This is a genomic window from Chitinophaga sp. ARDCPP14 (assembly GCF_051362515.1).
GTDB lineage: Bacteria > Bacteroidota > Bacteroidia > Chitinophagales > Chitinophagaceae > Chitinophaga.
Window position 1 is genome coordinate 44,619 of sequence record NZ_JBKIXB010000005.1, and the last position, 13,902, is coordinate 58,520.

Here is a 13,902-nt window from a genome sequence, read left to right on the forward strand (position 1 = left end):
TTTTGCCGCCTTTAACTTCCCGCGTATTTTATTATCTTTGGATTGCCTGTAACACACAACCAGACCTACAATCCGATGCAATACATATACGAGAATTTTACGTTTCCGCCGGACCAGTCATTTACGGTAAGGTCAGAGATTCTTGAAATAAAAAAGTATACTGCCTTAAAATCGCATGTTAATTTTGAAATTGCGCTGCTGGAAAACTGTAGTGGCAAACGGTTTATCGGCGATCATATTCAGGATTTCGACGGGCCGGAGCTGGTATTGCTGGGCAGTTACCTGCCACATTGCTGGCAATATTACAAGGCGGCAGATCCGCTTATCCCCACCCAGGCGGTGGTTATTCATTTCTTTCCTGATTTCCTCGGAAAGGAGCTGCTTGAAAAGCCGGAAGCAAAACAATTGAACCTGCTTTTCGCCAAGGCGGCAAAAGGCGTACTATTTACAGGCAACACCCTCCGCGATGCCAAAATGATCATGCACCAGATGCTCTATGTGTCGGGCTTAAGCAGGGTGGCACTGATGATCCGCCTGCTGGACGTGCTCGCACAATCCGAATCATCAGTAGTATTATCATCTCCTTACTACAACACCGTTGAAAGCTCCGGAGAAGCAAAAAAAATCAACAAAGTATTCGATTACATCTTTCAAAATTTCAAAGACGACATCGTACTACAGGACGTAGCAGATCTTATTCCCATGTCGTCGGCAGCTTTCTGCCGCTTTTTTAAACGCAACACCAACCGTACGCTGATCGACTTTGTAAAGGAAGTACGCATCGGGCATTCCGCCAAACTTTTACTGGAAGGACATCACAACGTAGCAGAAGCCTGTTATAATAGTGGCTATAATAACATCTCAAATTTTAATAAACACTTTAAGGAAATCAAAGGATTGTCGCCCAGGGACTTTGTCAGGCAATACGAAGACAAAGAGAAAAATGGCATTAGCGCCAAAAGCCTTTAATCACTCTTTTGTGAACCGGTAAAAAGGTAATGCCTCCACCCATTTTTCATGCTGCCCGGCGCCGGCAACGCCGGTCTGATAACCATCCATTAACCGGTTCCATTCCGCACAACGCTTATCATAAGATTCAGCCGTTTTTCCCATTTGCCCAAGATCTGCTCCGGCAGGCACACTGATGGTCATTACCAACAGGTAGTCGTACCGGTAAAGCGTTATTTTCCGGTAGCCTGCTTTCTTAAAGCCTGCTTCCACTTCCGGCCATATATGCTGATGATAGTCGAGATAGGCTTTCAGCTTCTGCGGATCATGTACAATATTCACCACAAATACATGCTCCTGCAGCTCCGCTTCTTTTGGGGATGCATTACAGGCTGTAAATATAACTACGGCAGTCAACAGTAATATCCTGCACAAAACAGCGGGTAATATTTTATTCATGATTCGTTAGTTTAATACTATATAGATCGTGATCATTATTAAAGCCAGTGCTCCCCAGCCTGCCCATAGCCATTTATCCATGCCCGAGCCGGCGTTATCCGGAAAGGTAAATGATACGTGATTTTTTTCGGGCGACTTAAAAACCATCGTTATCACCCCCATTAAAATCACCAGGAAAATAAAGATATAGACAGACAGTAGCAGGAAATGCGGCCAGAATCCTTTATACGGATAGTTCAATACGTAACAAACGCCCATTACCAGGCAAAGAAATCCGCCGCCAAACAATACTGTTTCTGCTCCCACCCGGTGGGTACGTTTCCAGAATATGCCGGCTAAAAAAACAACCGATAGTGGTGGCGCCAGTATAGACACAAGTCCCTGTGTTAATTCAAACAGGCTTTTATCAGAATAAGAAAATAATACAGCGATACCTCCTCCCAAAAAAGCGCCTGCGGCGGTCATCCATCTCCCCACCCTTGTTTTATCCTTTTCTTTCAACGTTACAAACTGCGTAACCACATCCAATGTAAAAACAGTACTGAAAGAATTCAGCCCTGAAGAAACGGTATCGATCAGGGAAGCAATAAGGGCCGCTATACAGAGTCCGCGAAGCCCGGCGGGCATCAGGTTTTTGACGAGCGTAATGTAAGATTTATCCGGCGTGGTAGTATCTCTGTATAATAAAAAACAAATAATACCAGGCAATACAAAAATAAATGGCGTAATCACTTTGAGCGCCGCCAGGAAAAGAATGCCGCGTTGTCCCTCTTTGACAGTCTTAGCCGCCAACACCTTTTGCACGATCGTCTGATCTGCACACCAGTAGTAAACGGCTACTACAGGATACCCTGCCACAATAGCGAGCCAGGAATATTCGGGATCGGACCTGGCATGAAACAACTTCCAATAGTCGGCAGGGATTGCTTTGGCCGCATCTTCCACATGACCAATTTTCCCTATAGCCAATACCGTTAGTATCAGGGAAGAAACAATAATGATCACCGACTGGAAAACGCCGGTCCTTACTACTGCCTTTAGCCCCCCGATAGCAGTATAGCTGGTGGAAATGAGGGTTGTCAACACTACTGCTTCCAGCAGGGAACATTGGAAAATTTCAGAGATAACCAGGCCACCCGCATACAGTGCACTGCCAAGCCATACAAACAATATAGACACCAGGCTGTAAACTACCAGGAAATTATAGGACCTGCGGCCATAACGTAAAAGCAGGAATTGCGGAATAGTGCTGATCCCTGACGAAATATAACGTGGAATAAAAAATACAGACAACAACATCAGAAATATCCATGCCAGCCACTCAAAATTGCCTCCCACCACCCCCTGCGAAAAACCCAGGCTGGATAAGCCTATCAACATCATCGGGCCTACGTTGGCACTGAACATGGAAAAGCCGATCTGCCACCATTTCAAAGAACGCCTGCCTAAAAAAATATCTCCACCCGATTGTGACCGGGAAGATTTAAGGTAAAAACCAAAGGCGAATAAAGCGATTACATAGACGACAAGGACGAGATAATCAATTCCAGTTAATATTATCTTCACAGAAAATGCTTAAGGATCACAAAGATACGATCGGCTTGTATTCACCGACGTTCTTTTTATCCCATATCCTTGTCCTGGTCAGTTGACCGGTGCTTTCACAGTGGCCCCAATTTATCCTGACAGGCAAACCAGGCATCTCCGGCAGGAAAAACTTCCCGTTGCTCCATGCCGGTTTTACATCGAAATACGTTTCCAGTCCCGACATAATTGAATACAAGTACTCCACTTCACATGGTTCAGACGCAGTAGCCATCAGGGAAGCTGTAAACAATGAATATCCGCCGGAAGAAAAATCAATCTTATGTTTGGCTGCCAGGTCTCTCACCGCCATCCATTCTTTCACGCCGGCTAAATGACCGGGCACCGGCTGCAAATGGCTTACGCCGATGCTTACCAACGTAGGAAAAACTCTTGCCGTCCGTTCCGATTCTCCAAAAGCTATTTTCAAAGGCGTTTGTTTACACAGCGCTTCAATCTGGTCAAAAGATGCTGAATGCGTAGGTTCTTCAAACCAGGCCAGGTTTTCCCCGGCTGTCTGATCTATAAACCGGAGCGCCTGATCACAACTCCAGATCTGGTTGGCATCCACGGCGAGCCTGACATTTTTTCCCAGGAGATTACGTACAAACTTCACACGCTTTACATCTTCCTTCATGTTCATGCCAAAATCCTTACCCACCTTCATCTTATAACAATCTACCCCTGCTGTGGTAAAATAGGTAACCTCTTTTTCCAGTTGCTCATAACTATAGTTGGTGCCTCCTCCGCTGCCATATACCTTTACCTCATTCCGGCCGGCGCCCATATATTTATGCAATGGGACGCCGAGCCGGCGGGTAGCCAGGTCGTGCAATGCCATATCCACCTGTCCCAACAGCGCAGATGCAGGGCCTCTGAAGCCCTCGTTGCGGATAGACCAGTATAACCTGGAATATAACTGGCTGTAGGAAAGGTTATTGGAATACAGCAAATGAGGCACGAGGCATGCTTCCAGGATATTGGTATAACTGCTGTACACCGGTGCTTCACCAATATTGTGATTTTCATCTTCAATGGTGATCATGGACATTCCAAAAGCATGAAACGGTCCCATAGTGGCGTCCTGCAATGGAGTAACCACCTGCACCGGGGCTAATTCCCTTATTTGTATACTCCGGATATTAAAGATCTCGTGATCGATATTACACATCTTAACTTCTTTTACCGTTACTGCAATTCAAAATTTCTGTCCGGATGGCGTCCGGTAGTTTACCCTGGTTAAAATTTTCAATACTGGCCACCAGTTCCGCTGTATTGGATGGTCCCAATACAATATTAAAATCATAGGGTAAAGACAGGAGGAACCTATGCGCCATAGCTGATAGGGAAAGACGGTGTTTTTCCGCTATTTGTTCCAGTTCTATGGCCATCTTCAGTGCCTCTTCGGGCAGCCATTCGGGGCGCATCTGCTTAAACGACCCTATACATCGCCCCAGCAGTCCCATGTTCAGCGGACTGGCAGCATAATATTGTATGTTACGGGATAGGCAGTAAGGCAGTGAATCCCCGAGTGAGGTTACATTTGAGGCATTAAGACGGTTAAACTCCATCACCACATCAAAAACGCCGGCATCCAGGTATGCTTTCAGCCAGGAAGGCCAATTACCTCCTACGCCTAACCGTTTTGCCAATCCCTGTTCCCTGAACGCTATCAGCCTGTTAATGATCCGCTTCGCGTCCATTTCGGGAATCGCATGAGGATCATGTAAAAACAGGATATCGAGAGAAGAGATACCGATAGTACGGAGACTGTTCTCCAGGCTTTCCGCCATTGTCCTGTCTGAATAATCGTAACAGGCTTCGTCGGCGGCGTAAGATTTGAGTCGCCCCACTTTGGAACTGATCACAGGTGTTTTCCCATCCCATTGCTGTAATGCCTGACCAAGATAGCGCTCCGCATCTCCATAAGCCGGAGCGGTATCAATAGCGATTATACCCGATTCGAGTGCGGATAAAATTGTTAATACAGATTGATGTGGATCAACCTTTCCCCAAACACCGCCTAATCCGGCAGTACCAAGCACCAAACGTTCGCTGACCATAAACAAATAAGTAAAATAAACTGTTATCAACCTGCCTTGCTGCGCTTCAATATTTCCGGGCTGCCCAAAACACCATCTGGCGCTACCTTGTAAAGTTTCCAGGTATTATCATCCAATTGTTCCAGGTGATAAACATTTTTTTCTTCCTGCATTTCTTTTTTCAATGCGTCTCCAAATGCACCGGCATTCTTTGCGTTTTCCCAGGTCCGGAAAGTTTTGAATATCGCCTGCTTGTCGGTTCTTTTCTCTACAGCATCCTGGCTTAACCCCAGCATATAGGTAGCCTCCCAGGCAATGGATTTACACTGGAGATTCTCTACTACCTGTATCGTCCAGTCACGCTGCAGATTCTGTATCCCAAAAGTAGCGGGAAAATAACTGCCGTTGAAAGAATAACGTATGTCTTTCCCTTCAATTCCCCATTTATTATTTACCGGATCAAACATATTATTACCACCCCCTACATTGCATACGCTCATGTAGTGCCAGTTTCCTTCAAAAACGCAGGATCCCATCACTCTCACGTACGGCACATTCATTTCTTTAAGGTGGTCAAACATGCCTCTCATAAAACGTTTGAAAGAGTATTGTCCATGTCCCTGGTAAGTAAAACTTTCGAAGCCGTCAAAGTCGATATAGTTCATCCCTCCGTCGTGCAGCAGGCGGGCGTAATAGGCCGCATAATCATCCTGCAGCGTAATATCGGGGATAAATCCACCATAACAGTTTACCTGGAGTTTGGCCAGTTGATCCCCGGCGTTATGCGCGGCGGCATTGGTTTTGAGGGCGCCGCGTTCTACACCGGCAAGTGTATAGGGTTTGGTGGTGGTAACGCCTTTATACCGGATCAGCTCTTTCCCGATCTTTAACACATTCACCTTGTTGTCGTCCCAACCGCCAAATTCGTTCAGATAACTGGTGTCCGCCACCTGTATCAATGTATCATTTGCACTAATCCTTTTGGTGATATGGGTTTTTAACACGGTACACAAGCCATCGTTAGGCACCGGATGCACATCGCTGCTAAATGGCTGAATAAATTCCGTGAGCGTATGCAAACCATAGGCAACGCCTTCTTTATTGGTTAAGGCGGTTAAGTCACTGATGGGCCGTTTTTGCTGGTTGAGCGTCACTTTTTTATCACCCCACCGGTTGGCCGGATTCGTATAATATTCTCCCAAACCCTCATCCTGAACAGCTTTCAGCCCCAGCTGCCCGGCATAGGAAACCAGGCTGTCGTGCGGCCCCCACCAGGCGATATCCGTTTGATAATTGGACGGATCTTTTACCCACTTTCCATTCCGGGTAATATAGGGTAAGCCTTCATTTTTTACAATCTGTTCAATTGTTTGTAGTCCCAGTGAATCAGGGCAGGCATAAAAGGCGATGGCAGAACCGATATAGTCTACATCAACCGGCGTCAGCTCCATATGCCGGGGCGATTTAACCCCGGGGAAATCATTAAAATGCGGATAAAAAATGGTGTACGGCTTCTTCCGGTCGCGCGAGTGTAATACGATAGACGATCCGAAGTCCGGCTCCAGGCTGGCGCCATTACCATTCATATACCGGTAATACTCTTCCGGGTGAGAATAAAATGCCACATCATTAATGCCATCTCCACCGATACGGAACCGTTGGCCTTCCTGTAGATTTGCCGGCAGCGGGTACTTCACCGGGTCAGGCGAATGAATGATATAACAGGACTGATACATATCGCCATTACAGGGCGGACCGCTGGTAGTATTGTCGTTAAGCGCCAGTATGCCAATGGCAAAATTTTCACTTCTTACTACTGACAGTATTTCGCCGATGGTTTTGGAGATATTGGTTTTATAAGGTCCCCATATTACATTGTCAACGCCATTTCGTGGTAACAGCGACAACAGTTCAAAACGCAGGTAGTCTTTTTTCTGGTCGATCTTTAACGTAGCAATTGTACTGTTGGGATAAGTCAGCTTTAACTGTTTCCCCTGTAGTTTTGCACTGACCGGATAAATATTCTTTCCTTCTTTCTCCAGCGCCAGTAAAGGTGAGCTTAGTCCCCGGGGATTGTATTCCCTGCTTGTTTGTTTATCCCTGATACTGGTAATAAATCCGCTTTTATTGATGCTAACAGACGAATACCTGGTTGTAAACGCTATGTGCTGTGCGCCTGCATGCCTGTTAAAACCCAATAATGTACAAATTATTATTCCGGCCGTTAAATACTTCCTGTTACGCTTATTTTCTTTCATTCAATTGCTATTGCAGGGGATCAAAGTCGCCACCCCAGTTATTGTTTTGTTTTAACAATGGGTTTCTATCCAACACTGCTTTAGGAATGCCATAAATATAGTACTGATCTTTAATAGCTATATCAACAGCATCTGTTGGAATAACAGTAGAAGTAAATTTACTCCACACTGTGTTTATATCCGACATCGGGCTTACATCCGATTGTCCTGTTTTCAGCAATACGGCGATTCCATGACGTTGAGTAAGGCTTCTCAGGTAACCAAACATCTTCCAGCGGCGCAGGTCATTCAAACGTTTACCTTCAAAACAAAACTCAACAAACCGTTCTTTTTGATATGCCTTGCGTATGTCGGGCTGCAACACGGCTGTAATACCATAATTACCGGCGATGCCTGGCAGCACGCCTGCACGGGTCCTGATCTGTTTTAACACGTCCAGCGCTGCAGCAGTATTACCTGTTTCATTAGCGCATTCTCCGTAATTCATTAATACTTCAGCATAACGGATTTCAACCCAGTCGACGCCTGCATTGTAAACAGTGCCTTTGTCAAGGGTTTTATCAACCGCTTTTATACGGTAAAAACTGGAGTTAGACCATAAAGGATCCAGTGTTATTGCATTGTGAACGCCTTCCAGCCCGGTACCACCGTTATAATTCGTTATTGAGGTAAAATACGTCCACAGGTAGGTTTTACTGTCACGCATTCCCTTTAAATATTGATTGGGAGCTCCGTTGTAATAAATATTGGCATAAAACCGGTCATCCCTGTTAAAAAACAGTGTATCGTAGCTTCTCGATTGTGATTCCCAGGCCGAGCCATCCTTCATGGGAAAGGCATTCACCAGTTCCAGGGAAGGCCTGTCGTAACCTACATCATCCTTAGACCAATCCAGGGGAATTAAACCGCCCTGGAAATAAGTGGCCTGCGGGTAGTTGAACCGGTGGACCATTACCACTTCTTTGTTTAGCTCATCATCCCATATTTTACTGTAAGGACTATATAACCCTTTACCACGTGCATCCAGGAATTCTTTGGCCGCTTTATTAGCATCGAATGCTTTTTGCCAGGTGGCAACGCCTCCCAAACCATTAAACAACGGGCTGGCATAAAACAATAATACTCTTCCTTTAAAGGCGAGGGCCACTCCTTTGTCTATCCGGCCCATGTCATCATCTGTAAAAGCGTCGGGCAGTAATGCGAGGGCGTCATCTATATCTTTTAAAATCTGCGTTACACATTCTGAAGTTTTATTACGGGGTTTCTGCAGTGTAGTTAAATCAGAAGTAGGCAGCTGTGCTTCCAATATCAGCGGTACGCCGCCGTAGGTGCTCACGAGGTTCTGATAAGCCCAGGCCCTCCAGAATAACGCCTGTCCTTTAATTTTATCCTTATCCGCCTGGCTGAAGGTAGCTTTATCGATATTACCCAACAAAATATTGATAGTTCGAATATTATTATAAGTACTAAAACTGTTTTGTGAGTCGAAGGTAGCGGTGCCCCTGAACCATTCATTTGTCTGTTTCTGATAAGGTACGCCTTCGTCGGTGTTGTTGCCGCTGCCGTAAGGATTGCCTGGCATCAGCGCTGAATAGATCTGATTTAAATAGGCGGTGGCAATATTTACATCCGACCATACCTGGTCCGGACCAACTGCAGAGAGATTCGTTTTGTCAAGTACTTTATTGCAGCTCACAAATAAAAAAGGAACGAAAAAAAGGAGTACTGCTATATTTAACTTATGCTTCATTTTCTTGTTTTTTAATTTGAACATGCTTTTCTACAACCTTATATCAATTCCTGCGGTAAAAGTTCTCATAGTTGGATAACTCATGAATTGAGACACTTCAGGATCATACAATTTAAATTTGCTGATATTAAACAGGTTTGATCCTGCCAGGAAAATCCTGGTATCTTTAATCGCTAATTTATTCAATACGATATCAGGCAATTTATAGTTGATGTTCAGGTATTTCATCCGTAAAAAGCCGCCATTATATACGTTGAATGTGGAGGTCCATGTATAACCGGCAGAATGAGGATCTCCCCATGGGTACATTTTGGGAGTAGAACCATTAGGATTTTCGGTGCTCCAGGAATCAGCGTGGTATTGTGGCACTTTTCCGCCACCGCCGAAATTCCTGCCCCAGGCGTCATTGTAACTTATTTTATATCCTGTGAGGCCGGAAAATAATGCTTCTACCGTAAATCCCTTATACGACAGTGAAAGATTCAATCCGTAGGCCATGGGGGCATTGTCGGCTCCAAAATAATTGCCCAGCACCATTTGGTCGTAGCTATCTACCTTATTATCCGGTTTTCCATCCGGGCCACTCAAATCGGCCAGCAGCATATCTCCCAAGGCTGGGGCTACTCCATTAATGGTATAACCGCTTGGCAGCTTATTCAAATCCTCCTGTGTGCGTATTACACCCAATGCCTTGTAACCATAGCTATACGCCAGCGTTTTCCCGATGGGGTTAGCATAGTCCTGCGTATTGGCTGCCACATCTCTTTTTATAGCCTTGTTGGTAGCATAGGTGAACACCCCTTTTACATTGTAGCTGAAGTTTTTGCCGATGTTATTGCTGAAGCCAAGCTCTACTTCAATACCATGGGAACTAACTTTTCCATAATTCTCAGGAGGCAATGATGCGCCAAACTCGTAAGGAATAGCCAGGATCCGGCTGCCTAATATATCATAGGATTGACGTTTCCAGTAATCGAAGCTGAAGCGTACATTTCTGAATACCGTTGCATCTACACCGAAGCCTGCGGAATTTGATTTTTCCCAGGTTAAGTTGCTGTTAGGTAATCCGCCATATGCCAGGCGTGATGCCGGGGTACCGGAAGCGCCAAGGAAATAGGTGCCTCCTTGTATAATATATTGCTCCATCCATCTCCATCTGCTGTTTGGATCATCCTTATCCAGGATATCATTACCGGTGGTAGCGTAAGATGCTCTTAACTTTAAGAAATCAACTGCATGGCCAAGTGTTGATGCCTGGAAAAATCCTTCCTTTGAAATCACCCAACCTCCGGACACCGATGGAAACCATCCCCAGCGCTTATCCGGTGCAAAGTTGGTAGAACCGTCTCTCCGTACAGATGCGCTGAAAAGGTATTTGGCATCATAGTCGTAATTAACCCTTCCGATATAGGATAGCCTTCCAATCTGACCTTCGTTACCACTTGTTGACCAATCGGCGTTGTTGGCGCTGGTATATAAAAACTGATCTGTGGCAACGAGCGGAAAATTATACCGGTACATGCTGAAATAATTCGAGTAGCCCTCGTATTGCTCGTAAACAGCCAGTGCGCCAATCGTATGTTTTCCAAATGTACGGTCGTAATTAACCTGTGCATTTAGCTGGTAAGTATTGGATTTATTATATTCATTGCCTAAATACTGGGTGCCGGGATCGCCACTTAAAGTAGTACCCACCAATTCATTCGTATAAATCAAACCATTGGGACCTGTTTTCTTAAAATTGTACAGTGTTTGTTTTTTGGCAAAGGTTTTTATATAGCTGTTGTCGAAGTTTTTGCTGTAGGTACCTTTTATGCTCAGTCCTTCTACCGTGGGTATTTTGTACTCGGCAGTCACCAACGCATCTATTTGCTGGTTGTTGTTACGCCAGTAGCCCCCGTTTCTCATCATCTCTATAGGATTTCCCAGCCAACCGGGGTTATTTGGTTTACCATCTATATAAGGCGTTGCAAATACATCCCAGTACAGCAGCTTGCCCCAAAGATTATTCAGGTCATCGGAACCATAATCATAGGTAAAGTTGAAACGGTTGCGGGTACCATAACTTGTTCCCAGGTTTAAACCGAGTGTAAGATTTTTTACGAGGTTGGCCTGCACGTTTCCACGGAGATTGTATTTCTTGTAGGATACCTGTGGCAGGAATCCATCTTCTTTAATATAAGAACCTCCAATGTAGGCTCTCAGCTTTTCATTACCGCCTGAAACACTTAATGCATAACGTTGGCTGGAAGGATTGGTATAAGCGTCTTTGTAATAGTTATCGCCGTTAGGGTTATTTTGAAGCACCCAGTTAATTTCCTCATCGCTTAAACCTCCGTTCACGGCTTTGCTTAAATTCAATCCATCTTTAACCGGCATATATTCCGGCAGTTTACCTACCCGTTGCGTGTTATAGGTGGCGTTGAAATTTATAACTGCCGTACCACTCTTTCCTGTTTTTGTTGTTACCAGGATAGCGCCGTTAGAAGAGCGGGAACCGTAAATAGCTGCAGAAGAAGCATCTTTCAAAATGGTGATATCCGCCACTTCATTGGGATCCAGCGCATCGAAACTGGTTTTATCCCGCACTACACCATCAATTACATATAACGGTTCAACGGCACTGTTACTAAAGGAAGAGCGGGCCCTCACTTTAACATTGGAGCCAATACCAGGTGTACCCGTGGGTGAACTGATAAAGGTACCCGACATACGTCCTGCCAATACATTTGATAAATTGGTTGCAGGAATGAGCTGTATATCCTTCGCGCTTATGGAGGAAACAGCAGAAGTCATTTTAGCACGTTTCTGTGTGCCATACCCTACCACCACTACATCTGTCAGTTCCGTGGCAACGGGCTGTAGTATGATGTTCAACTGGGAAGTACCGGCAACTGCAAAGGCAGTACGAAATCCCGTCATCGTAATTTTCAGACGGCTGCCGGGAGGTGTGTTTATTTCAAAGCGACCCTCCGGACCGGACACTGTTCCGTTCCTCAGGTTCCCCTCCTGGCTGATAGTTGCGCCGGGGAGCGGCGTGCCCGTAGAGTCAGTGACAACGCCTTTAACGCTAATCTTGCTTTGGGAATAAATATGCGTGGATTGCAGTATCAGGCACAGCAACGCAATCGCCCATAGTAACGACTTGGTTTGGTTCATAAAAAAAATTGTACAGGTGACAAATTTGTGGAATAGCAATTCATTGTTCGGTTGATGACATCTCTAGTCTACCTAAAGATCTTACTATCCCTTGCCATGTACAACGCTTAATTTGACCATTACAAATGTTATTTTTGCAGGAGGACAATTACTTGTTATGTCAATAAACAAAACTCAACTGGCCGGTAAAGTGGAAAGGTCTATCAAGACCTTTCCACTTGTAAACTTTAACCGGCAAACTGATACGCCATTGCAAACTCTTTAGCAAAACCGGGAAATTTCCGGCTTCCCGATACTCCGTACTGATCTTTCTTAAATTCGTCGAACAATCCTTCCCTGATGGCCTTTCCCGCGTTCACGATAAGATTTTCAGCAGCATCCTGTGAAAACCCGTTCTGAAGCAGGCCCGCCAACAAGGCATCATCGGGAAACTCCACCCAATTTAACGGCTTGTCAATCGCGCTGCCTAACATTTCAGCTATGCCGTTGCCATTTCTTATATCGCTGATAACATATTCGATCTGCTGACCGGAAAAAGAAAGTGAATGTAAGAACGTGAAGGCTGCATCTGCAATATCTGCCGGATGTGTCATGAGCAGATCAACCATTCCGCCCACATTGTGCCCGATAATGCCCTGGTGTTTTGCGGGCCCTAAACCACCATAAAAATTGGTATAGAACATGGCGGGGCGTAAATGAACAACGTTCAGCCCGGGAATGCCATTAAGCCGTTGTTCCAGGTTGTAGTACCTTGATAACGGAGCAATGCCCGCCACCGCAACACCAATGCTGCTCAGGTTGACCGCATACCGGATATTGTGCTGTTCAATAGCCCGGACATAATTCTGGTGTATCTGGTCCGCAAATTCATAATAGTCCGGGACGGAAAAATCAGGGGGCACCATGGTATATACCGCATCCGCGTCTTCGAACGACCGGGAAACAAATTCCGCATCCGTTAAAGAGCCGGTCAATGGTACGGCGCCCAGCTTTTCTATTTCCTTTGCCTTCCTGGAATCTGAGCTTATCACTTTTATTTCGTGACCACTTGCCACCAATCTTTCTATGAGAACACGACTGATATTTCCCAGGGAACCTGTTACTGTTGCTTTCATTTTTTATTTGTTTTAAAATTCTTGTACAAAACTAAACTTGTACTTACCTTTATACAAGTACTTACCCAATGGTAAGTATCAAATAATATGACAGCAATAAAAGAAACATCGGTCATCCAGGAAAACAAGAGCAATGCGTTTGTCGCTTGCCCGGTAACCTTTGTAATGGAAAAGATTGGCGGATATTGGAAGCCCATCATCCTGTTCAGTCTTCTGCCGGGAAAAAAGCGCTACAGCGAGCTGAAAAGATCAATACCGGCAGTTACAGAAAAGGTGCTGATACAGCACCTTAAACAATTGGAAAATGACGGGTTAATCTTGCGGGAGCCAAGACCCGTTGTACCACCGTATGTTACCTACGAACTGTCGGCGTCAGGCAGGGCATTAAGACCGGTGCTCTATGCAATGGCAGAATGGGCTGTTAGCCAGGGAGGGGAACTATCGGGTCAGTTTTCAAAGCAAATGGCGGACTTTCCGCCGGAGTGAGAGGAAGTAATAGCTAATTCAATTCGTCTTGAAGACATGTTGATACTTTAATTAGATCAGGAATTATTCGAAATAAGCACGACCACTGTTCCAAAATACTT

10 protein-coding genes are annotated in these 13,902 nt (G+C 45.2%); 2 read left to right on the forward strand and 8 right to left on the reverse strand.

Annotation, left to right across the window (positions count from 1 at the left end):
• The first annotated feature begins 75 nt into the window (after positions 1-75).
• Positions 76-969: an AraC family transcriptional regulator gene (locus tag ACLHR0_RS15270; protein WP_436487646.1), complete on the forward strand. Its 894-nt coding sequence runs from the start codon at positions 76-78 to the stop codon at positions 967-969.
• Here ACLHR0_RS15270 and ACLHR0_RS15275 read toward each other — a convergent pair whose 3' ends face one another.
• The 8 genes from ACLHR0_RS15275 to ACLHR0_RS15310 all read right to left on the reverse strand — a co-directional run bounded on the left by ACLHR0_RS15275 (position 970) and on the right by ACLHR0_RS15310 (position 13,315).
• Positions 970-1,407: an L-rhamnose mutarotase gene (locus tag ACLHR0_RS15275; RefSeq protein ID WP_429048872.1), complete on the reverse strand. Its 438-nt coding sequence runs from the start codon at positions 1,405-1,407 to the stop codon at positions 970-972.
• Positions 1,408-1,413: 6 nt separating this feature from the next.
• Positions 1,414-2,973 (reverse strand): sodium:solute symporter family transporter, encoded by a 1,560-nt coding sequence (locus ACLHR0_RS15280; RefSeq protein ID WP_436487648.1) that lies wholly within the window; start codon positions 2,971-2,973, stop codon positions 1,414-1,416.
• Between the two features lie 16 nt (positions 2,974-2,989).
• On the reverse strand, positions 2,990-4,162 hold the full coding sequence (locus ACLHR0_RS15285) for an enolase C-terminal domain-like protein (protein ID WP_436487649.1): 1,173 nt from the start codon (positions 4,160-4,162) through the stop codon (positions 2,990-2,992).
• A 1-nt stretch (position 4,163) separates the two neighbouring features.
• Positions 4,164-5,054, reverse strand: a complete 891-nt coding sequence (locus tag ACLHR0_RS15290; protein WP_436487651.1) for an aldo/keto reductase — start codon at positions 5,052-5,054, stop codon at positions 4,164-4,166.
• 26 nt (positions 5,055-5,080) lie between these two features.
• Positions 5,081-7,291, reverse strand: a complete 2,211-nt coding sequence (locus ACLHR0_RS15295; protein ID WP_436487653.1) for a hypothetical protein — start codon at positions 7,289-7,291, stop codon at positions 5,081-5,083.
• Positions 7,292-7,298: 7 nt separating this feature from the next.
• A complete protein-coding gene (locus ACLHR0_RS15300; protein WP_436487655.1) occupies positions 7,299-9,041 on the reverse strand; it encodes a RagB/SusD family nutrient uptake outer membrane protein in 1,743 nt (580 codons plus the stop codon).
• 30 nt (positions 9,042-9,071) lie between these two features.
• Positions 9,072-12,200 (reverse strand): SusC/RagA family TonB-linked outer membrane protein, encoded by a 3,129-nt coding sequence (locus ACLHR0_RS15305; RefSeq protein ID WP_436487657.1) that lies wholly within the window; start codon positions 12,198-12,200, stop codon positions 9,072-9,074.
• Between the two features lie 227 nt (positions 12,201-12,427).
• Positions 12,428-13,315 (reverse strand): NAD(P)H-binding protein, encoded by an 888-nt coding sequence (locus tag ACLHR0_RS15310; protein ID WP_436487659.1) that lies wholly within the window; start codon positions 13,313-13,315, stop codon positions 12,428-12,430.
• Between the two features lie 87 nt (positions 13,316-13,402).
• Here ACLHR0_RS15310 and ACLHR0_RS15315 point away from each other — a divergent pair, with 87 nt between their 5' ends.
• On the forward strand, positions 13,403-13,801 hold the full coding sequence (locus ACLHR0_RS15315; protein WP_436487661.1) for a winged helix-turn-helix transcriptional regulator: 399 nt from the start codon (positions 13,403-13,405) through the stop codon (positions 13,799-13,801).
• Positions 13,802-13,902: the final 101 nt, after the last annotated feature.